Source organism: Pseudonocardia endophytica (genome assembly GCF_004339565.1).
Lineage (GTDB): Bacteria > Actinomycetota > Actinomycetes > Mycobacteriales > Pseudonocardiaceae > Pseudonocardia > Pseudonocardia endophytica.
This window is the reverse complement of the sequence record NZ_SMFZ01000002.1, coordinates 1,681,371-1,701,457: the sequence shown is the minus strand read 5'-3', so window position 1 is coordinate 1,701,457 and position 20,087 is coordinate 1,681,371. Positions and strand designations below refer to the sequence as shown.

Below are 20,087 nucleotides of genomic sequence, written 5' to 3'. Positions count from 1 at the left end.
CCTCCCTCACTCGGTACGTTCGCGGCCGAGGGTGCGTAGCAGGTCCTCGTGGAACTCGAACCAGATGTTGTGGACCGAGTCCGCCGTCGGCGACGACACGAGGTCGTGCTGCCCGGAGTCGATCGCCTGCATGGCCGTGGTGAATCGCTCGGAGTAGCGGCCGAACCGGGGGTCATGGCTGCCGAGCGCCTCGATCAACGAGGTCAGGCGCTGGATCAGCTTGTCCAGCCTGGCGATGACCTTCTCGTCGTAGTCCGGGTCGGAGTGGTCGTTGGTGACCTTCCTGCCGCCGACCTCGATCTGCTGCCAGGACGACATCGCGCCCAGGAACTGCGAGTTCACGGTCTCGAACTTCTCGTCGAGCGCCGCCACGTCCGGGTCCGCACGCACCGCGGCGTAGCGGCTCTCGGCCGCCTCCCGCAACGCGGGCTCCGCTCCGTCGCCCGGGAGGACGGAACCTCCGACGTCGACGACGTGCCCCTGCTCGGCAAGGCGTTCGAATGCCTGGGTGATCTCCCCCTCGGAGAGCCCCGTCGCACCGGCGACGGATCCGGCCGTCGCCATCTTCTTCAGCACTACGACGTTCAGGACGGCGTAGTCGGTGTCGTCCAGCACGGTGGCCGTCATGGTCACGATCCTTCACGCGGCGGGGGCGCAGGCGACGCGGCGCACGGCCACACCTCCTGCGCCCCCGGGTATCTGGGACGGTCGGGGTCGGTCCGGGTCAGAGCACCCGGTACTTCGAGCGGTGCGGGCTCACGCCGTCCGGGAAGGGCAGGTAGCCGGCGCCCGAGAAGATCTTGGACGGCACCGTCTCCTGCGCGAACCCACGCTTGGTGATGTCGTAGTAGTAGTTCGCGACCCGCTGGTCGATCTCCCACAGGTCGTAGTCGCGGCAGGCCTTCTCGTAGGTCCCGGCCTTGCGCATGTGCGGGAGGATCATGTCGATGTAGTAGACGTACTGCCCGTTCCAGATCAGGTCGCGGCGGCACATCTTCGACGTCTTCGCGTACAGCTTGATGGTCGCGGTCTGGACCCGACCGAGGTGCTCGGCGAGCTCGTCGATCGCGATGTTCTGGACCTCGCCCATCGGGGTGTCCCACTTCGGGCGGGCGAACACCGTGCCACCGACGATGGCGTCGATGTAGTTCTTCGGGCGGGTGAACGTCGTGGAGATGTCGTTGACCCGGATCTCGTTGAGCCCCATCTTCTCCGGGTCGATGATCATCGCCAGGGTGTAGGAGTAGGGCAGGCCGGCGTCCTCGGAGACGTCGGACCAGTGGTAGATGTCCTCGTTGACGAACAGGTCGCGCAGGATCAGCAGGTTGCCGTCCGGCAGCTCGTACGGGCCGGTGTCACCGAGCCCGAGCCGGTTGTCGTAGTGGTGCAGGAACGCGAGCAGTTCGGCCGCGGCGTTGAACTGGGTGAAGGCGTGGTGCTTCGGGCTGCCCGGCTCCAGCTCCTCGACCTGGTTGACGAGCTGGTCCAGGAAGTCCTGGTCGTGGATCCGGCAGCGGTAGCGGTCCTGGGAGTTCAGGATGTAGCCGTCCTGACGCTTGCCCCACAGCACGCGCTGCATGAACTTGAGGATCTCGTTGGACTCGGCGACGTACTCGTCGGGCTTGATCGCCTCGAGCGCCAGCAGACCGCAGCGGCCCATGCCGAACCCGACCGCACCGATGCACCAGTCGTGCACCGAGTTGACCTTGGTGCCGATCTCCCGCTTCGCGGTGGCACCGATGTCCATGATCCCCTGGGCACCGACCTCGTCGGTGGTCATGGCGAGGAGCTCCGGCCAGCGGTAGAACTCGTGCATGAAGGCCAGGATCTCGTACTCCTGGCGGGGGATCATGCCGCTCACGCCCTCGGTGGCGCGCATGACCAGCACGTCCCAGATGTTCCAGGCGAGGTAGTTGTTCAGATCGTTGAGCTCGTCGATCGTGAAGGTGTCGTGGAGGACGTCCTCCTTGGACACCTTCTCCAGCACGCCCGACCTGGCGCGCGCCTTCATCATCTTGTCGCCCTTGATCCCGTCCGTGACCGGCTCCATGCCGACGAAGTTGCCGGTGTAGGTCAGGTCCTGGAACCGCAGGCCGTCGTCGGCCTCGTTGTAGCGGTCCTTGTAGGTCGCCTTCTTGCCCTCAGTCGTCGTCACTGACTTCTGCTCCTGTTCGTTGTCTCGGCCCGGAAGGAAGGGAACTGGTGCCGTGTCGCGCAACGTGGTGCCGGGACCGGCGGATCCGGGCGTTCTCAGGCCCGGCGCCGCCCGCAGCTCGTTCCGGGCGTCTTCGCAGGGGCGCAACGCCGCCTGCGGGCGCCTGGACCTGGCGAGGTCGGTACCGAACGTTCCGCGATGCGGCACCGGCTGCTCGGCGCGGGCATCAGTCCTCGGCGACGACCCGGCCGGTCTCGTCGTCGGTGCAGTCCAGACGGACCTTGCGGCCGTCGAGCGCCTTGGCGATCTCGACGAAGTGCGCCTCGTCGGTGGAGCCGACGACGTAGCGGGACTCGCTGGACGTCAGGTGCGCGGTCATCACGCACGGGGTCTGGAACTCGCGCGACAGGATGCCCAGGTGCGACTCGGGAGCACCGGACATCGTGATCACGCCGATCGCGCCCATCGACAGCGCCGGGGCGAGGAACGTCGTGGTGCCGCCGCGCACGAGCAGGATGTGCTCGGCGAGCTTCCCGGACTGGATGAGCCCGATGACCTCCTGCGGGGACTCCAGATATTTCACCGTGCCGCTCGGCGACTTCTTGGTGTCGAAGACGTTGTAGCCCTCGGCCAACACGTCGGCCATGGAAGTTCCTCCTCGAACTTGATCGACTGACACACCGCTTCACGGTGAGGACCGAGCTCCTCACAAGCCAGCGTTGTGGCGGTCACAGTGCCGTCTGTCACCAGAGGCTCCGATGGGCGACTCAGATAAATCTCGGTGAGGGCCTTGTCGCAGTGAGACAGAATCCCAGGTCACGCCGCTGGTCAACAGCGCGTGCAGCACCGTGCACAGCGACGGTCGTGGCCCTCGGCACCCCGGACGTTCGTCGCCGTAGCCTGAGCGGGAAAGGATCTTCGCGAGCCGCGTACGGAACCGGCCCCGGACCGTTCGAGCTGGTCGCGGGGCCGGGTCCGTAGCGGGTCGGGTTCGAACCGACGACCTGACGGATCCCATGTCCGCTGTGCGACGACGTTCTGTGCGAGTCCGCCGACGTTGTATCCGCTGATCAGCAGCGGTGAGGATGTTCGGCGGTACTCGGCGGTGTACGCCCCGAGCGCGACGTGATCGTCGGCATTCTCGTTGTCATCAGCCAAGGTCCCGGACGATGACGCGTCCGCTTCCCGTGCGCGGGAACGTCGAGTGCCGGCGGACGTGGTCGGGCGTCCCCCGCTTTCCGACGTTGTCGCGGCACCACACGAGGAAGTCCTGTTCGGTGAAGTCCCGTCGGGGTATGACGTGTGCGACGACCGCGGCCCCGAGTGTGTCGTCCGCGCACGACGTGACGGCCACATCGACGATCAGAGGGCACGAGCGTAGGTCGGCCTCGAGGGTGTATGTGGAGAGGTTCTCGCCGCCTCGACGGATGATGTGCATGGCTCGGCCGCGGAACTCGAAACGTCCGCCGGGGTGACGGATCATTTGGTCGCCGGTGCGAAGCCACCGACCGTCCACGACCGTCTCGGCGGTCGTGTCGGGCTGCCGGTGATACCCGAGCATGAGGGTCAGACCGGGTATGCCCTTCACCCAGAGCTCGCCCGGCAGCCCGTCCGGGACGTCCTGGCCGTCGTCGCCGACGAGGCGCACGCCCTCGACTCCGAGGAAGGGACGCCCGATGGTCGCGCGGTCGTCGATCTCCCACGGGGCTCCACCGAGGACCCCGGTCACGGACTCGGTCTGTCCGTAGATCTGTCGCATGTGGATCTGCGGTACGCGGCGGTCCCACTCCGTCCAGTCGGCGGCCGAGAGAGTCATTCCGTAGTGGACGGCTCGAAGGGGCCCGGGATCGATGTCACCGCCCCGCTCGATCGCCTTGAGCAGGGCCATCCGCATCGGTGGGGCGACCATGGACGCGACGGTGACGCCGAGCTCGCGGGCGTCGTCGAACCACCGGGTCGCGCTGAACCGCGGGACGATCGCGATCGAGCCACCGGTGATCAGAGGCGGCGCGCAGATGTAGGCCTGCGCGTTCGTGTGGAAGAACGGCGAGCACAGATAGTGCCGGTCGGAGGGCAGGTATCCGCCGTTGCGCGCGAGCCGCTCAGCTGCGGCGACGAGGTTTCGGTGGGTGAGCTGCACTAGTTTCGGGGCGCCGCTGGTGCCCGAGGTGGGTAGCAACGAGGCGATCTGGTCCGGATCGGGGTCGGGTGCGGCGGCGGCGGGACCGAGTTGATCGAGGTTCGCGTCGCGCAGCTCGTCGGTCGAGGCGACGATCAGCCGGGTCCGGCTGCCGGTGCGATGGATGGCGTCGGCGAGGACCGCGGCGTTGGCGTCGGTGGCGACGGCGAGTGCCGGAGCGGTTGCGGCGCAGGCGCGCTCCAGGGCGAGCAGGCCCGAGTCCGGGTCGACGACCTGTACCGTCGCTCCGTTCGCCGGGACGGCCAGCCATAGGGCGATGGTCAGGCGGGTGTTCGGCAATGCCACCAGCACCGTGTGACCGTCGATCGCACCGGAGCCGGCCAGGCGGGCGCGCAGTGCGGCGACGTCGGTAGCGAGCCGTTCCCAGGTGATCGTGCCGTCGGCGTCGACGATGGCCGGTTCGGCGGAGCATGTCGAGGCCCGGTGTCCCAGGAGCTCGAGAAGTGTCCGGTCAGCCGCGACATCGGTGGTAGGCAAACTCGATCTCCTTGGCGGACAGGTCCGGTGCGGCCGTGCTCTGGTGAAGACGGTCGGGTCCTCGCCTCCACCACGACGTATGGCTAGTTGCTGACGAGGGGGCCGTGGCCGGCGAGTTCGCCGCCGTCGACGACGATCTCGGTACCGGTGATGAAACTGGACTCGTCGCCGGCCAGGTAGACCACCAGGGAGGAAACCTCCTGGGGGTCTGCCTTGCGGTTCATCGGGTTGAAGCCGCTGACGTCGAGGCCCTCGTTCATCGGTGTGGCGATCGTGCCGGGACAGATCGTGTTGACCCGAACATTCCATCCTGCCAGCTCCAGGGCCGCTGACTTGGTCAGTCCGCGCACTCCGAACTTCGATGCGGTGTAGCCGTGGAGGGCGGCGATGCCCTCGATTCCCTGGGTCGACGAGATGTTGATGATCGACGACGGCGCGGCGGCAATGAGGTGGGCGACCGAGGCCTTCATCCCGAGGAACTGTCCGGTCAGGTTGATGCCGATGATCCGGTTCCAGTCGTCGAGGGAGTAGTCGAACAGGCTGCCGGTACTGCAGATCCCGGCGTTGTTGACCAGCACGTCGAGCTTCCCGAACGTGGCGGTCGCCAGCTCGACGGCGGCCGCCCAGTCCTCCTCGAGCCTCACGTCGAGGAAGGCGAACCGGGTGCCGTTCCCGAGTTCGTCGCAGAGCTCTTTGCCCTCGGTGTCGAGCACGTCCCCGACCACCACCGAGCCGCCTTCTCGGACGATAGCCCGCGCGTGGGCGGCGCCCATTCCGCGCGCTCCGCCGCTGATCAGCGCGACCTTTCCTTGTAGACGTTGCACGTGTCACTCCTGGTTCGAACGAGAGGGTGGGGCGGTGTGGCGGGTGACTCGAATCGCCCGCGAGGGGCAGAGCTCGGCTGCGTACTCCGCGGCCTCGACGGCCTCTGCGGGAAGGTGCGGGGTGAAGACCATCTCGCCGTGCTCGTCGACGTCGAACACGGTCGGCGCGTAGTAGGTGCACTGCAGTGTGTAGACACAGCTGTCCGTGTCGACGTCGACCCGCGCTCTCCGTCCGGCCGCCATGTCAGGTCGCGGGCGTGAGATCGAGCAGCAACCTGCGCGGGGCCCGTGTGAAGACCCCCTCCTCGACAGGAACGAAGCCCTCGGACAGCCGGATATCAGACGTCCGGTCGAGCAGGACGTTGATCCCGACTTCGACCTCCTGCTTCGCGAGCAGGGACCCGACGCAGAAGTGTCGGCCGTGCACGAACGCCAGCTGCTTGGACGCGCCGGAGAACTCGCGGGCCGCGTCGACGTCTGTGCGGTGGATGTCGAAGCAATCGGGCGCGGCGAACGTGGCGGGATCGCGGTTGGCCGAGGCGATCAGACAGATCACGGTGCTGCCCTCCGGTATCGACGTGCCCGCGATGTCGATTTCCTCGGCCGTCTGGCGCATGACCATGTGCAGCGGCGGCGCGACCCGGAGGGTCTCCGCGAGCGCGGCGGCGATCAGCGACCGGTCCCGTCGGACGTCGGCGAGCTGGTCCGGGTGTTCGACGAGTTTAGCGACGAGGCTGGTGAGGACCTTGTCGGTGGTCTCCCCGCCCGCGGTGAGAAGTAGGCTGGCGAAGGACTTGATCTCCTCGTCGGACATTCGTGTGCCGTCCACCTCGGCGGTGCAGAGCGTGGACAGCAGGTCGTCGCCCGGGTTCTCACGCCGGTCGGCGATGATCGGCAGCATGTACTCGGCCATCGCGTCGCGGGCGCGGATCCCCGCCGCGGCGATGTCCTCGTCGCCGGTGAGGTTGCCGAGGAAGTCGATGATCGCCGTGTACCAGCCCCGGAACGTCTCGAGGTCCTCGACGGGCAGCCCCATCATGTCCGCGGTGACGTTGATCGGATACAGGCGGGAGAACTCCGAGGAGTACTCGCAGCCCCCGCGCGCGACGAACTCGTCGACCAGCCGGACTGCGTTCGTTTCGATGATCGGGGCGAGCTGCCCGAAGAGCACCTTGGGGCGGAACGACGGAGCGACGATCGCGCGTTTGGTGGCGTGTTCGCGACCGTCCATTTGGACGATGGTGCGTCCGTGTACCGGTTCGAGCTGCCACTCGTAGTTGCGGTTGGTGAACGCCGGGTCCTTGAACGCCCGCGCGACGTCGGCGTAGCGGCTGAGCACGTACGCCTGCAGCTGGTCGTCGTAGTAGACCGGCGCTTCGTCTCGCATGAGTGAGTAGGAGCTGTAGGGGTCCGCCTCGAACTCCGGCGCCAGGATCCCGGGGATGTGTGCGGCGAGGGTCGGCGTCATTGCTGGACCTCCGATGGTGGGCCGTCGCGACAGCGACTGATCGGGTCGGGCCGCACGGGCCCGGGCCGAGGTGGCTCGGGCCCGTGCGGTTCCGGTGTAAGACCTCAGTTGCCGGCGGTGACGCTGAACGGCAGCTGGATCTTCGGGGCGACCTCCTGCGCGATCAGTCGCAGCGACTGGAACCACGGTGCCGGGTCGTCCATGTAGTCGTGGGTCTCGACCTGCAGAACGCCCCAGCCGCCGGTGAACTCGTAGAGCTTGTTCAGCTTCTCGATCACCGTCTCCGGGGAACCGACGACCCACACGTTGTCGCAGATCCACTCGAGGTCGACGTCCGACGGGTCCCCGCCGACGTCCTTGATGTAGCCCTCGAGCATCCCGAAGCGCTCCCAGATCGGCCACAGGTAGCGCTCGAACGCATAGCCGATGCCACCTTCCATGGCGAGCTTCTTGGCCTCGGCGTCGGTCTCGGCCACGAAGACGGTCTGCGAGACGTGGTAGCGGCTGCGGTCCGGGGTGTGCCCGTGCTCCAGCGCGGCCTTCTCGTACGTCTCCCAGTGCGTCTTGAGGATCGACGAGCCCGAGTAGATCGAGACCGGCATGAAGCCCCGCTCGCCGGCAAAGCGGATCGACGGCGAGTTGACGCTGAGTCCGGTGACGGCGATGTCCATCGTGCCGCCCCACGGGCTGTAGTCGGCGATCTTGTGGTCGTCGTGGCCCTGACCGTCGTCGACCTCCTCCGGGTAGCCCGCGTTCCAGAACTGGCCCTCGTAGTGGAAGGGCTCGCGCTTCCAGATCTTCTCCATGATCTCCAGCGACTCACGCACCCGCGCCGGGTTCGTGGAGACGTCGGTGATGCCGTGCAGCTCGGCGGCCTGGGGGTAGGCGCCGGCGCCGATCCCGAGGAAGTAGCGGCCCTCCAGGATCTGGGAGAGCCATCCGACCTGGATGGCCAGTTGGGCGGGGTGATGCTGCGGCAGCAGGTGCGCCATCGGCGCGAACTTGATCCGCTCGGTCTGCACCGCGGCGGCGGCGATCACCAGCTCCGGGGTCGGGATGCACTCCCACTTCTGTGTGGCGTGCTCGGCGACCATGAACTCGGTGAAGCCGGCCTGGTCGGCCTCACGGGCGTTGGCCAGCGCCCAGTCGAACGTCTGACGCGAGGTGCGCTCCGGGCGCATGTACGGGATGTGGATGAGTCCGGATTCCATCGGTTCTGTTCTCCTGACAGTGCTGGGACTGGTCGTACTGGACAGTCGGAGGGGATGCGGTCCTGCCGGTGCCCGCTGCTGGGCGGCCCCGGCCCTTCGCGCTAGGAGGCGAAGAAGATGTCGTGGGCGTGTTTGGTGTCGAGGTACTCGTGGACCTCGGCGATTCGCCCGTCCGGCGCGACGTGGAACAGGAAGTGGCAGCGGGGGTTGTAGACCCGCCCGTCCTTGAGCTCGGCGTAGGAGTCGGCCTCGACGGCGACCTTGTCGCCCTCGGCGACCATCGAGATCGGAGTGATCCGCAGCGGTGCGGTGTAGACGTCGGCGACCCCGCCGATGAGCTGCCCGAACCCCTGCTTGTCGTAGGAGCCGGACATCCCGTCGAGCTTCCCGGAGACCCACCAGGTGACGTCGTCGCTCAGCGCGGCGAGTGTCTTCTCGACGTTGCCCTCGGAGAAGATCTCCAGGAACGTCGTGACGGCTGACTTGGTGCTCTCGGTACTGGGCATCGTTGCCTCCCTCGGTGTGACGTGATGGCGGTCAGATGAAGCCGCCGGCGGCGTCCTTGCCGGCGAAACGCGGGGCGACCTCCTCGGCGAACCGCACGAGTTCCGCGTTCTGCCGCTCGGGTTCGAGGTGGCCCTGGCCGAACATCAGGAAGCACTCGTTGAAGCCGAGCCGCTTCTGCGCGTCCTCGATCTGGCGGGAGATGTCGTCCGGGGTTCCGATGAGGACGTTGGGGAACTGCTGGCCGTGCGGGATGAACCACTTGTCCCAGAACCAGCGGTGCTCCGCCTCGAGCGCCTGAGCCTCGTCCTTGCTGTCGGTGAGGATGAGGAACCCGCCCCACGCGCCGATCTCCTCGCGGGGGACGTCGCGGCCGGCCTTCTTGGCGGTCTCGGCGTAGCGGTTCCAGAGCGCTTCGCAGAAGTCCATGTCGTTGGCGAACACGACCTGCTTACCGCCCTCGCGAGCCCACATGTCGACGGTGCGCATGCTGTAGGCGAACTGGCCATACATCCTCGGGTGCGGGTCCGTGTACGGACGCGGGGCGATGCCGATCTCGCGGACGACGCCGTTCTCGTCCTGCCCTGCGCCGAACTCGGCGTAGCCCGGGTGGCCGGCGGAGCCGTCCTCGGGCGGGAACTGCCAGTACTTGCCCTTGTGCGTGAAGGTCGAGTTCTCCCACGCCTTCTTCAGGATCTGGACGGACTCCTCGAAGATCTCCCGGTTGATCGCGTCCTGCTCGTCCCTGGCCTTGGCGTGCGCCACGTTGGTCGCGCCGCTGCCGCGGATCGCGGCGTAGGCGTCGACCCAGCGGGCGTGGTAGCCGCGGGCGAACCCGACGATCAGCCGACCCTGGAGCATGTGGTCGAGCGTCGCGATCTCCTCCGCGACGCGGACCGGGTTGTGGGTCGGCAGGACGTAACCCAGCAGGCCGGCCTTGAGGCGCTTGGCGTGCTGGCCCACGAACAGCCCCATCATCCCGGGGTGGTTGGTGATCTCGAAGCCTTCGATCTGGAGGTGGTGCTCCGGGGAGCAGTACGACTCGTAGCCGAGCTCGTCGGCGAGCTGCACGTAGCCCTTCATCTCCTCGAGGAACCGTTGGTAGAGCTCGGGCCGCTGCCCGGCCATCCCGGCCTCGAGTTCTTTGCGCCGGCCGATGACACCGGTCTGCATCAGGTGGAACTTCACCGAAAAGACTCTCCTTGCGGTCGTCGCGGGCGGTTCGTCGGCGGGCCGTCAGGCGACCGCCCCGGAGGCTTCGGCCGCCACGTCAGCGGACGAGGTCGTCTCGGGGACCCGGACACACAGGGCCGTCTGGACCGACAAGGGGTTGTAGAGGTCGCCGGCCGACCGGATTCCGAGGTCGGCAAGGATCGCGGACGTGATGGCGGCGTCCTGCCGGGTGAACGGGGCGCATGCGACCTCGCTGCGGTTGACCAGACGGCTCACCGTCGCGTCCTGCTCCTGCAGGACGCGAAGTGGGCTGTTCGTCCCGGGGCGCAGGTAGACGACGATGCCGCGGCCGCCGGCGGCGATCTCGCGCATGGCGGCGTCGAGGTGGTTGCAGCACTGGCAGCGGTGCGAACCGAACACGTCGCCGAGCAGGCACTCGACGTGGACGTGAACCGGGACGTCGTGGCCACCGAGGACCTCCCCGGTCACCAGCGCGAGGTGTTCTCCGCCGTCCGGTGTCGTCCGGTACCCGATGGTCCGCCCGGCCCCGGCGCGCGTCGGCAGGTCGGCGTCGGCGACCCGTTCGACCGACACCTCGCTCCCCCGCCGGTACTCGGCCAGCTGCGCTACGGAGACGATCGCCAGGCCGTGCTCGGCGGCGAAGTCGACCAGTTCGTCGCGGCGCGCCATCTGCGAGGGCTCGCGGACGCTGACGATCTCGCACAGGACGCCGGCGGGGCGCAGACCCGCGAGGCGGGTCAGGTCGACGGCGGCCTCGGTGTGCCCTTCGCGCTCGAGCACGCCACCCGGGCGCGCCGCCAGCGGCACGACGTGTCCCGGTCGTGAGAAGTCCGTCGCCGTCGTCGATGGGCGGGCGAGCAGCCGCGCGGTGTGCGCGCGGTCCCGCGCGGAGATCCCGGTCGAGATCCCGTCGACCGCGTCGACGGTGACCCGGTAGGCCGTGCGGTAGGCGTCGGAGTTGCTGTGGTGCAGCGGCGGCAGCGCCAGACGCGTGCACTCCTGTTCGGGCAGGGCCACGCACACGAACCCCGAGGTGTGGCGCACGAGGAAGGACATGGTGGCGGCGTCGACCCGCTCGGCGGCGACGATCAGGTCGCCCTCGTTCTCGCGGTCCTCGTCGTCGACGACGACGACCGGGCGGCCGGCTGCGATCTCGGCCAGGGCCGTCTCGACCTGCCGCATCACACGGCCGCCAGCTGCCGGAAGCGGCTGCCGTGGAAGACCAGCGGGGCTCGGTCAGGGTCGGCGCGAAGGGCGTGGATCGACAGCAGCACGATCTCGTGGTCGCCGGCGGTGACCTCGGCGTGGATCGAGCAGTCCAGCCAGGCGACGGCGCCCCGCACCAGGATCCCGCCGTCGTCGGTGCCGAACCAGTCGAGCTCGGCGAACCGGTCGCCCTGCTTCATCGCCAGCCGCTGCGCGGCGGCGTTCTGCTCCTCGGCGAGCACACTCACCCCGAGCCGCGGCAGGCGGCGGAGGCGCGGCCAGGTCGTCGAGGAGCTCTGCACGCACACCGAGACCAGCGCCGGCTCCACCGACACCGACGTGAAGGAGCTCGCCGCGATACCCACCGGCGTGCCGGTGGCGTCGAGTGCACAGATCGCGGTCACCCCGCTGGGGAAGCACCCGTAGGCGCGTCGTAGCTGGACCGGATCCCCGGTCATCGCGTCGAGCTCGGTCATGCCTCTCCTTCGAGGTCGTGCCGTGGCGTCCGAAGGCGCGCCGCGCACGGTCCAGAACCGGGCCCGCGGCGACGAACCAGAAGCTATCTACACAGACGTAAACTGTCAACGTCGACGTAAACCAGAGTCGGCAACGACTGTTAGCTGCGACAACGATCCGCGTAGCCGACCCACCGACGACCGTTGACCGTTTACACGAACGTAGATACTGTCGGCGTCGTCTGCTCCCAGGGAGGCGGCGGCCACGGCGATCGGACCTGTCCGGATCGGGCCGGCTCGGGTCGGCCAGCGTCGGCACCCCTCCCGCCACGACCGCGGAGGGAACCGCCTGTGACGACGACCCAGAAGTCCACCGATGCACTCGTCGCCGAACTCGTCGAGACCGAGAAGGTGCACCGGCTGCTGTTCGACTACGCCTTCCACCTCGACATGAACCACCCCGACGAGATCGCGGCGCTGTTCACCGAGGACTGCTACGTCGCCTATGGGCCGGACTTCGGAGCGGAGGGCCGCGCGGCCTACCGGGAGACGCTGTCGGGCATCGGCAGCTTCTTCGCCGCCACCAGCCACCACGTCTCGAACATCGTGGTCGACTTCGGGCCGGATCTCGCGACCGCGACCGTGCGATCGGCGCTCTACGCGTGGCACAGCTACGTGAAGGACCGCCCGGACGGCCACTTCTTCGGCCAGTACCACGACGAACTCGTCCGAACCGAGGACGGCTGGCGCTTCGCCCGCCGCGAGCTGCGGGCCGCGGGCGTCGTGGACTTCCACGTCAAGAAGCAGATCCCGATCGGACGCGCCCAGTCGTGACCGCCGTCGCCGAGCCCCCGGCGCAGCCCGACTACGCCTACCTCCGGATCGAGCACCGCGGGCCGATCTCCTGGATCGTCCTCGACCGCCCGGACAAGGCCAACGCCCTGTCGAACGCGATGCTCGACGAGTTCTCCGACGCGCTCGCCCGGCTGGCCGACGACGGCGGACCCGTGATCGGGATCCGGGGAGAGGGCAAGGGCTTCTGCGCCGGCTACGACGTCGACCAGGTCGGCACCCCGAAGGCCGCCGACCCCGTCGCCGACCGGGAGCGGCTGGCCCGCAACGTGAACCGGTATCTCGCGATCTGGGACCACCCCAAGCCGGTGATCGCGGCGGTGCATGGCTACTGCATCGCGGGAGCGACCCAGCTGTGCGTGTTCACCGACCTGACGATCGTCGCCGACGATGCCCGGATCGGTGAGCCGGCACTCCCGCTCGGCGGCGGCTACATCGCACCGCTCTGGGCGCCGCTGGTCGGACCGAAGCGCGCCAAGGAACTGGCGCTGCTCCCCGGCAACACGATCGACGGCACCACGGCTGTCGAGTGGGGCTGGGCCAACCATGCCGTTCCCGCCGACCAGGTCGTCTCCACCGTCGAGGAGATGGCGGCACGCATGGCGCGGATCCCGGCCGACGTGCTGCGGATCAAGAAACTGTCGGTGAACCGCACGATGGACGCCATGGGTGTCCGCACCGCCGCTGCGGCGGTACCCGAGATGGACGCCCTGCTGCACCTGTCGCCGTCAGTGCAGCAACTGCGCGAGTGGATCGGCGAGGTCGGTCTCAAATCCGCGATCTCCGAGTTCAGGAAGCCACCAGGAAGGACCCAGCAGTGAGCTCCGGCATCGAGTTCGTCAAGGACGGGCACATCGCCCGCGTCACGCTGAACAACCCGAAGGCGCTCAACGCGATCTCGCCCGCCATGGACGACGCGCTGGCGGCAGCATGGATCGAGATCGACGACGACCCCGACATCTGGGTCGCGGTCCTCTCGGCCACCCCGGGAAAGGCCTTCTGCTCCGGAGCGGACGTCTCCGGCGGAACCGACCGCGACGGGCGGATGGCCCTCGGCGGCGGCCTCACCGGAGTCGGCGGCCCGCAGTATCACCTGCGCACCCCCCTGATCGCGGCCGTGCACGGCTACGTCATCGGAGGCGGCTTCGAGCTCGCGATGTGCGCGGACATGATCGTCGCCGCGGACGACGCGCAGTTCTTCATCCCCGAGGTGAAGGCCGGGATCATCGGCGAGGCCGGCATCCTGCACCGCGCGGTCCGCCGCCTGCCGCACCACATCGCCATGGGCATGATCCTCACGGGTGACCGCCTGCCCGCCGCCAAGGCCGAGCAGTTCGGCCTGGTGAACGAGGTCGTCGCCCCCGACGACCTCGCCGCAGCCGCGGAGCGGTGGGCAGGCAAGGTGATCGCCTGCGCGCCTCGCGCGGTGCAGGCGGCCAAGCACGCGACGCTGACCGGCCTCGGCATGCGCCTCGAGGACGCCCTGACGACCCGGTACGAGCCGATCGAGGCCTACGCCGGCACGAAGGACCAGCAGGAGGGCCTGGCCGCGTTCGCCGAGAAGCGCAAGCCGGTCTGGACCGGACACTGACGACCGGATCGTGGTCATGGTCCGGAACAACTGCCGCCGCCACTCAGGACGGTTTCCGCAGCCCGTCGAAGAAGATCGCAGAGAACGTGTCGATCGTTTCCTGGGCAGTGTACTTCCCCTCGCCGGGCTTGAACCAGCGGTGCGTCCAGTTGACCATTCCGAACAACGCGTTCAGGACGAGTGGAACGGACAGATCGTCGCGGAGCTCGCCGTTCTTGATACCCGACTCGATGACGCCGATGACGATGCGGTCGAGCTTTCGGGTCTTGCGGACCATTTCCTTGGCCGACGGCGTGGACTGGAACGTAACCTTCGCCATGTCCTCCTGGATGTAGACATAGACATAAGGGTAGTTCGCCTCGTACGAGGTGATCAGGAGTTCGATCAGCCTGCGCAGCTTCTCCTGTGCGGTCGCCTCGAGCGCCGCGATGCCGGCCGCTTCGGTGAGGTTGTCGTCGAGGACCCGCTTGGCGGTGGCCTGGAAGACCTCCTGGAACAGTTCCTCCTTGCCCGCGAAATAGTAGTAGATAGCGGCACGATCGGTCCCGAAGCGGCTCGCTATGTCGTTGAGGGTCGCCGCCTCGAAACCTTTCTCCTTGAAGACGTCACCGGCGATCTGCAGGAGCTCGTTACGCTTGGCGAGATAGACCGCGCTGCCCTCGACCTGAGCACTGCGCCTGCGTTGCGACAGCCCACTTCCGGAAGCGTGCGGAGGGCGTCGAGCAGGGGAGGCCATGGATTCGATGTTACCACCGTGACCGGGCCAGAAAGACACTCCCTCGCTTCCGGAAATTCCGGAACAATAGGCGGCGAGTCCGCCGGAATCAGACCGACACCCACACCGCTGTGCGATGCCAGGAGGATCCCGTGACCGGTACGGCCCGCTGGACGGAGGTGTCGACCGTCGGCGACCTGCTCGCCCGGTCCGCCGACCTGCACCCCGACCGCGACATGCTGGTGTTCCCCGGCCTGCGCGCGACCTACGCCGCGGTGTTCGAGGGTGCTCGCAACGTCGCCCGCGGTCTGCTCGCACTCGGAGTTCGCCCCGGCGACCACGTCGCCCTGCTCGCGCCGAACGGCGTGGAGTACGTCGAGGCGTTCTTCGGCATCAGCCTGCTCGGCGCGGTCGTGGTGCCGCTCAACGCCAGACACCGAGCCGACGAACTCGGCCATGTGATCGCCAACGGCGACGCGGTCGCGTTGCTGACCACCGCGAGCGAGGGCCAGTACAGCGACCTGGCCGGCGCGCTGCGCGCGGGCCTGCCCTCACTCGCCGGCGCCGACGACCCGACCCGCCTCACCCTCGACGAGGCGCCGCGCCTGCGCACCGCGGTCCTGATCGCCGGCGAGCACAGCGACGGGTTCCTCCCCCGCTCGCGGTTCGACGAACTCGTCGAGACCGTCGACCCCGCGGAGATCGACCGGTTGCGCGCCCGGGTCCGCGTCCGGGACACCGCAGCCATCATGTACACCTCGGGCACGACGGCGAACCCCAAGGGCTGCGTGCTCTCACACGAGGCGATGACCCGCGGACCCGTCGAGCGGGCCCGGTACCGGCTCGGCACCGGCGAGCACGACGTGACGTGGTCCCCGGGCCCGTTGTTCCACATCGGAACGCTCGCCCCGTTCCTCGGCGTCATCGGTTCGGCGGGCACGTTCGTCACCGACGTCCACTTCGAGCCGTCCCGAGCCCTGGCCCTGCTGGCCGGCGAAAAGGCGACCGTTGCGTTTCCGTGGTTTCCGGCGCTGCTCCAGCCGCTGCTGGATCACCCCGACTTCGACTCCGAGGCCCTGGCGGCGCTACGTTCGATCTTCCTGATCGGTCCGGGAGTGCTGCTCGAGCGGGTGCAGGCGCTGCTGCCGGGATGTGAGCTGGTCGCCGCCTGCGGGATGACCGAGGCCGCCGGTATCTACGCGATCAGCGATCCCGACGACGATGTGGAGCTTCGCGCGAGAGCGCAGGGCAAGGCCTGTCCCGGGATGGAGATCCGCATCATCGACGTCGAGACCGGCGACGACGTCGGTGCTGGCGTGATCGGCGAGATCCTGGTGCGCGGGTACTCGGTGATGGAGGGCTACTACCGGTCCCCGGAGAAGACGGCCGAGTCGATCGATGCGGATCGCTGGCTCCACACCGGCGACCTGTACAGCTTCACCCCGGAAGGACAGGTCGCCTTCCACGGCCGCCTCAAGGACATGCTCAAGGTCGGCGGCGAGAACGTCGCGGCAGTCGAGATCGAGGCGTTCATCGCTCGCCACCCGGCCATCGAGTGGGTCGAGGTCGTCGGCAGACCGGACCCTCGCCTCGACGAGGTGCCGGTGGCCTTCGTCGAGATCAAGACCGGGCACACCGTCACCGAGGCCGAGATCCTGGACTTCTGCGCGGGTCGGATCGCTCGCTACAAAGTGCCTCACGAGATCCACTTCCTGGCGGCCGACGAATGGCCACGCTCCGCCACGAAGATCAACAAGAACGGTCTCAGGGAGCGCCTGGGGACGACAGGACCACAGCAGCTCACCAATGCCGGCGGAGCCGCACGGCCCCAGGGATGACCCGCCCGCACTGACAGCCGGGCGGTTCACAACGAGGCGCCGTCCCGACGAGCCGGGCTCGTCGGGGCGGCGCCTCGGAAGCGTGGTTCGCGCGCGACGGTCACTTCACCAGGAAACCGGCATCGACCGGGAGCTGCACACCGGTGACGAAACGGCCGGCGTCAGAGGCCAGGAAGACGATGGCGTTGCTGATGTCCACCGGGTCCACGGCCGGGACGGGCAGCGCGTTGAGGACGAGCTTCGCGAAGCCCTCGTTGACGCCCATGTACTTCTCGACCACGTCGTTCTCGACCATCGGCGTGTGCACACCCGTCGGATGGACGGTGTTGACCCGGATCATGTGCGGTGCAAGGTCCACGGCGAAGTTGCGCATCAGACCCACGACGCCGTGCTTTGCAGCCGTGTAGGCGTTCATCGCCAGGCTCTGGTTCGCGGCCGACTTCGAGGCGGCGGTCGAGGCGGTCAGCACGATCGCACCACCGTTGCCGGCCCCGATCATGATCGGCGCGGCGGCGTCGACCGTGTTCCACACACCGGTGAGATTGACGTCGATCGTGTCCTGCCAGAACCGTCGTCGCTCAGACGGATCGGTCGGCTCATCGAGCGTCAGCGCGTACACCCCCGCGTTGGCGCAGACGATGTCGAGCCGTCCGAGCTCGGCCACTCCCGCATTGACGGCCTCCCGCAGCGCCAGCCCGTCCCGGACGTCGGCGACGGACGCGACGACCCGGCGATCCAGAGCTTCGACCAGGCGCACGGTCTCGTCGAGGTCGTCCTTCGTCGACATGGGGATCTCGACCGAGTCGATCTGCGCGCAGATGTCGACCGCGATCACGTCCGCACCCTCCTCGGCCAGGCGTACGGCATGACTGCGTCCCTGACCCCGCGCGGCTCCCGTCACCAGCGCGACTTTGCCTTCCAGTACTCCAGCCACAGGTCTGCTCCTCAGATCTCGACCACAAGAGGGACGCTATCAACGTCAGCGTAAATCGTCTACGCTCGTGTAAATTGACGGAAGCAGCTGACCTGCAACGAGGCTCGCGGGCATACTCTCCAACTCAGTCCGTCACGGTCAGCCCTGTGGGGTCGGCGGACTCGTAAGACGTCACCCCAGGTCGTCGGCGAGCGTCGCCATGTCCGTCGGATGTGATCACCTGGACCGCGGGGCGGGTCACCATCGCTGAACCCCGGACCGACTCGGTACTCCGACAGTCGTCGCACGCGCCGCTATCGCCTCCAACCGCTACAGGCGGTACAGGAGACAGGCTCTCCTCGTGTCTACCGATGAGGCACGACGAGCCCATGAGCAGCAAGGCAGCAGGGCGTCGCGGCTAGAGCGTGTTTATGAAGTCGATCTTTGGTTTCGGAGTCGCGTGTCGGTGACCTGAGACAGGTGAGGTCTCCGGTAGATGGATCAACGACCAAGAAGACCATCCACCCGGAGACCTCGTGGGGACCGTACCCGCGGGCGGACGCAAGGACCTCACCGACGCGCAGTGGCGGCTGCTGGAGCCGTTGTTGCCGCCGGTGAGCGCGCTCGGGCGACCCCCGATCTGGACCCGCCGCCAGCTGATCGACGGGATCTGCTGGCGGATCCGCACCGGCGCCCCATGGCGCGACGTGCCTGAACGCTACGGCTCCTGGCAGTCGGTGTACGGGCTGTTCCGTCGCTGGCAGCGCGACCAGACCTGGGCCGGGGTGTGGGCGGCGCTGCAGCGGCTCGCCGACGGTCTCGGGCTGATCACCTGGGACCTGTCGGTCGACTCCACGATCGCGCGAGCCCACCAGCACGCTGCCGGCGCCCGCCGACAACCCGAGCTCCAGCGGGAGCCGCCCGGCGGACACGGCGCCCCCGAACCCGACGATCATGGACTCGGACGCTCCCGTGGCGGCCTGTCCACGAAGATCCATCTCGCCTGTGAACAAGGCCGCAAAGCACTCTCGCTGATCGTGACGGCTGGTCAGGCCGGGGACAGCCCGCAGTTCGGCCCGGTGCTCGACCGGGTCCGGGTCGCCCGCTTCGGGCCCGGCCGTCCGCGGGTGCGCCCGGATCGGGTGCTGGCCGACAAGGCCTACAGCTCCCGGGCCAACCGGGCCTACCTACGACGACGCGGGATCGCCGCCACCATCCCCGAACCCGCCGACCAGATCGGGCACCGCCAGCGCCGCGGCAGCCGAGGAGGCCGTCCACCGATGTTCTGCGCCGAGACCTACAAGCAGCGCCACGCCGTCGAGTGCGGCATCAACCAGCTCAAACAACACCGCGCCGTCGCCAGCCGCTACGACAAACTCGCCGTCCGCTACGAAGCCACGGTCCACATCGCCACCATCAACACCTGGCTCCGCAACTTATCAAACAGGCTCTAGATGTAAGTCCCAGCAGGGTTGTTGACGCGGGTGATGGGTGGGTGGCCGCCGAGCGCGGTGTGGCTGCGGTGGTGATTGTAGGTGTGGAGCCAGGCCGGGAGCTGCGCTGCTCGTTCGGCGTTGCTGGCGAACGGGCGCTGGTAGGCCCACTCGTCGAGCATGGTCCGGTTGAACCGCTCGGCCTTGCCATTGGTCTGGGGCCGGTAGCGGCGGGTGAACCGGGCCTGGGCGCCGAGCTCGGCCAGGGCGTCGCGCCAGGCCGCGGAGCGGCGGTAGACCAGGGCGTTGTCGGTCATCACCCGCTCGACCCGGGCGATGCCGCGGGCGGCGAACCAGGCCGCGGCGCGGCGCAGGAACGCGGCGCAGGTGGCGGCCTGCTCGTCGAGGTGGACCTCGGCGTAGGCCAGGCGGGTGTGGTCGTCGATCGCGGCGTGGATGTAGTCGAACCCGACCCGAGACCCGTAGCGAGCCCGACGGTGTTCGAGGCTGTCGCGGCCATGCGCGCGCCAGCCGCCGCCGCCGCGGAGTCGGCCGAGTTTCTTCACATCGACATGGACGAGCTCGCCGGGGCGGTCGCGTTCGTAGCGGCGGATCACCTGCCCGGTGGAGCGGTCCACCCAGGCCAGCCGGGACAGCCCGCGGCGGACCAGCACGGCGTGCACGGTCGAGGCGGCGAGCCCGACCAGCGGCCCGATGCGGTGCGGGCCGAGCTTGCGCTCGCGGCGCAGCCCCACGATCAAGGTTTCGAGTGGGGCGCTGGTGCGGGCCGGGACCCGGTGCGGGCGGCTCGATCGATCGGCCAGGCCGGCCGGGCCTTCGCGGCGGTAGCGGCCCCACCACTTGTAGCCGGTGGCACGGGAAACACCGAGCTCGGCGGCGACGTGGGCGACCGGTCGACCCGAGCGGACACGCTCGACGAGCAGCATGCGCCCATGCACGGTGAGGCGGGCATTACGGTGGGCCACTGAGACCTCCGGGTGGTTCGGGGTGAGCGTCGACAACTCACACCCCGCCCGGAGGTCTCCCCGAT

General features: G+C 68.4%; 20 protein-coding genes. 5 read left to right on the top strand and 15 right to left on the bottom strand.

The annotated features are described in order from the left end of the window. Positions 1 to 6 precede the first annotated feature (6 nt). The 12 genes from EV378_RS26835 to EV378_RS26780 all read right to left on the bottom strand — a co-directional run bounded on the left by EV378_RS26835 (position 7) and on the right by EV378_RS26780 (position 11,715). Positions 7 to 627 carry a hypothetical protein gene (locus EV378_RS26835; protein WP_132430173.1) on the bottom strand — a complete coding sequence of 207 codons (621 nt, stop codon included), beginning with the start codon at positions 625 to 627 and terminating at the stop codon, positions 7 to 9. Positions 628 to 724: 97 nt separating this feature from the next. Beyond that, complete coding sequence (locus tag EV378_RS26830) at positions 725 to 2,155, bottom strand: hypothetical protein (protein WP_132430172.1); 1,431 nt, start codon at positions 2,153 to 2,155, stop codon at positions 725 to 727. Between the two features lie 226 nt (positions 2,156 to 2,381). Beyond that, positions 2,382 to 2,801, bottom strand: a complete 420-nt coding sequence (locus tag EV378_RS26825) for a PEP-utilizing enzyme (protein ID WP_132430171.1) — start codon at positions 2,799 to 2,801, stop codon at positions 2,382 to 2,384. A gap of 504 nt (positions 2,802 to 3,305) precedes the next feature. Continuing rightward, positions 3,306 to 4,832, bottom strand: a complete 1,527-nt coding sequence (locus tag EV378_RS26820) for a class I adenylate-forming enzyme family protein (RefSeq protein ID WP_132430170.1) — start codon at positions 4,830 to 4,832, stop codon at positions 3,306 to 3,308. 83 nt (positions 4,833 to 4,915) lie between these two features. Beyond that, complete coding sequence (locus tag EV378_RS26815) at positions 4,916 to 5,656, bottom strand: SDR family oxidoreductase (protein ID WP_132430169.1); 741 nt, start codon at positions 5,654 to 5,656, stop codon at positions 4,916 to 4,918. A gap of 3 nt (positions 5,657 to 5,659) precedes the next feature. Then, positions 5,660 to 5,899, bottom strand: coding sequence for a ferredoxin (locus EV378_RS26810; RefSeq protein WP_132430168.1), 240 nt, complete (start codon positions 5,897 to 5,899; stop codon positions 5,660 to 5,662). Between the two features lies 1 nt (position 5,900). Next, positions 5,901 to 7,124, bottom strand: a complete 1,224-nt coding sequence (locus EV378_RS26805; protein WP_132430167.1) for a cytochrome P450 — start codon at positions 7,122 to 7,124, stop codon at positions 5,901 to 5,903. Between the two features lie 104 nt (positions 7,125 to 7,228). Further along, complete coding sequence (locus EV378_RS26800) at positions 7,229 to 8,335, bottom strand: LLM class flavin-dependent oxidoreductase (protein WP_132430166.1); 1,107 nt, start codon at positions 8,333 to 8,335, stop codon at positions 7,229 to 7,231. 101 nt (positions 8,336 to 8,436) lie between these two features. After that, on the bottom strand, positions 8,437 to 8,841 hold the full coding sequence (locus EV378_RS26795; RefSeq protein WP_132430165.1) for a nuclear transport factor 2 family protein: 405 nt from the start codon (positions 8,839 to 8,841) through the stop codon (positions 8,437 to 8,439). Between the two features lie 31 nt (positions 8,842 to 8,872). Next, a complete protein-coding gene (locus EV378_RS26790; RefSeq protein ID WP_132430164.1) occupies positions 8,873 to 10,027 on the bottom strand; it encodes an LLM class flavin-dependent oxidoreductase in 1,155 nt (384 codons plus the stop codon). 48 nt (positions 10,028 to 10,075) lie between these two features. Further along, positions 10,076 to 11,215, bottom strand: coding sequence for a 3,4-dihydroxy-2-butanone-4-phosphate synthase (gene ribB, locus EV378_RS26785; protein ID WP_132430163.1), 1,140 nt, complete (start codon positions 11,213 to 11,215; stop codon positions 10,076 to 10,078). After that, positions 11,215 to 11,715 (bottom strand): flavin reductase family protein, encoded by a 501-nt coding sequence (locus EV378_RS26780; protein WP_132430162.1) that lies wholly within the window; start codon positions 11,713 to 11,715, stop codon positions 11,215 to 11,217. The genes ribB and EV378_RS26780 overlap by 1 nt, the downstream gene beginning before the upstream one ends. A gap of 330 nt (positions 11,716 to 12,045) precedes the next feature. Between EV378_RS26780 and EV378_RS26775 the strand changes: the two genes are divergently transcribed. The 3 genes from EV378_RS26775 to EV378_RS26765 are packed head-to-tail and all read left to right on the top strand — an operon-like array spanning position 12,046 to position 14,137. Continuing rightward, positions 12,046 to 12,528: a nuclear transport factor 2 family protein gene (locus EV378_RS26775; RefSeq protein WP_132430161.1), complete on the top strand. Its 483-nt coding sequence runs from the start codon at positions 12,046 to 12,048 to the stop codon at positions 12,526 to 12,528. After that, entirely contained in the window at positions 12,525 to 13,367 is an 843-nt protein-coding gene (locus tag EV378_RS26770; RefSeq protein WP_132430160.1) for an enoyl-CoA hydratase-related protein, read from the top strand. Before EV378_RS26775 ends, EV378_RS26770 begins: the two co-directional genes overlap by 4 nt. Then, positions 13,364 to 14,137 (top strand): enoyl-CoA hydratase-related protein, encoded by a 774-nt coding sequence (locus tag EV378_RS26765; RefSeq protein ID WP_132430159.1) that lies wholly within the window; start codon positions 13,364 to 13,366, stop codon positions 14,135 to 14,137. Before EV378_RS26770 ends, EV378_RS26765 begins: the two co-directional genes overlap by 4 nt. Before the next feature lie 43 nt (positions 14,138 to 14,180). Here the strand turns inward: EV378_RS26765 and EV378_RS26760 are convergent, their stop codons facing one another. Continuing rightward, positions 14,181 to 14,873, bottom strand: a complete 693-nt coding sequence (locus tag EV378_RS26760; RefSeq protein WP_132430158.1) for a TetR/AcrR family transcriptional regulator — start codon at positions 14,871 to 14,873, stop codon at positions 14,181 to 14,183. Between the two features lie 131 nt (positions 14,874 to 15,004). Here EV378_RS26760 and EV378_RS26755 point away from each other — a divergent pair, with 131 nt between their 5' ends. Then, positions 15,005 to 16,690: a class I adenylate-forming enzyme family protein gene (locus tag EV378_RS26755; RefSeq protein WP_207908875.1), complete on the top strand. Its 1,686-nt coding sequence runs from the start codon at positions 15,005 to 15,007 to the stop codon at positions 16,688 to 16,690. A 100-nt stretch (positions 16,691 to 16,790) separates the two neighbouring features. Here the strand turns inward: EV378_RS26755 and EV378_RS26750 are convergent, their stop codons facing one another. Beyond that, a complete protein-coding gene (locus tag EV378_RS26750) occupies positions 16,791 to 17,624 on the bottom strand; it encodes a mycofactocin-coupled SDR family oxidoreductase (RefSeq protein ID WP_132430157.1) in 834 nt (277 codons plus the stop codon). A 515-nt stretch (positions 17,625 to 18,139) separates the two neighbouring features. Here EV378_RS26750 and EV378_RS26745 point away from each other — a divergent pair. Further along, complete coding sequence (locus tag EV378_RS26745) at positions 18,140 to 19,057, top strand: IS5 family transposase (protein ID WP_132421081.1); 918 nt, start codon at positions 18,140 to 18,142, stop codon at positions 19,055 to 19,057. Here the strand turns inward: EV378_RS26745 and EV378_RS26740 are convergent. Beyond that, on the bottom strand, positions 19,054 to 20,022 hold the full coding sequence (locus EV378_RS26740; RefSeq protein WP_132432794.1) for an IS481 family transposase: 969 nt from the start codon (positions 20,020 to 20,022) through the stop codon (positions 19,054 to 19,056). The genes EV378_RS26745 and EV378_RS26740 overlap by 4 nt on opposite strands. Positions 20,023 to 20,087 lie beyond the last annotated feature (65 nt).

What these genes read in the sequence shown, in the direction of transcription:
- EV378_RS26835 (WP_132430173.1), bottom strand. Translation starts at nt 627, where the DNA reads ATGACGGCCACCGTGCTGGACGACACCGACTACGCCGTCCTGAACGTC.
- EV378_RS26825 (WP_132430171.1), bottom strand. Translation starts at nt 2,801, where the DNA reads ATGGCCGACGTGTTGGCCGAGGGCTACAACGTCTTCGACACCAAGAAG.
- EV378_RS26810 (WP_132430168.1), bottom strand. Translation starts at nt 5,899, where the DNA reads ATGGCGGCCGGACGGAGAGCGCGGGTCGACGTCGACACGGACAGCTGT.
- EV378_RS26805 (WP_132430167.1), bottom strand. Translation starts at nt 7,124, where the DNA reads ATGACGCCGACCCTCGCCGCACACATCCCCGGGATCCTGGCGCCGGAG.
- EV378_RS26800 (WP_132430166.1), bottom strand. Translation starts at nt 8,335, where the DNA reads ATGGAATCCGGACTCATCCACATCCCGTACATGCGCCCGGAGCGCACC.
- EV378_RS26795 (WP_132430165.1), bottom strand. Translation starts at nt 8,841, where the DNA reads ATGCCCAGTACCGAGAGCACCAAGTCAGCCGTCACGACGTTCCTGGAG.
- ribB (WP_132430163.1), bottom strand. Translation starts at nt 11,215, where the DNA reads ATGCGGCAGGTCGAGACGGCCCTGGCCGAGATCGCAGCCGGCCGCCCG.
- EV378_RS26780 (WP_132430162.1), bottom strand. Translation starts at nt 11,715, where the DNA reads ATGACCGAGCTCGACGCGATGACCGGGGATCCGGTCCAGCTACGACGC.
- EV378_RS26760 (WP_132430158.1), bottom strand. Translation starts at nt 14,873, where the DNA reads ATGGCCTCCCCTGCTCGACGCCCTCCGCACGCTTCCGGAAGTGGGCTG.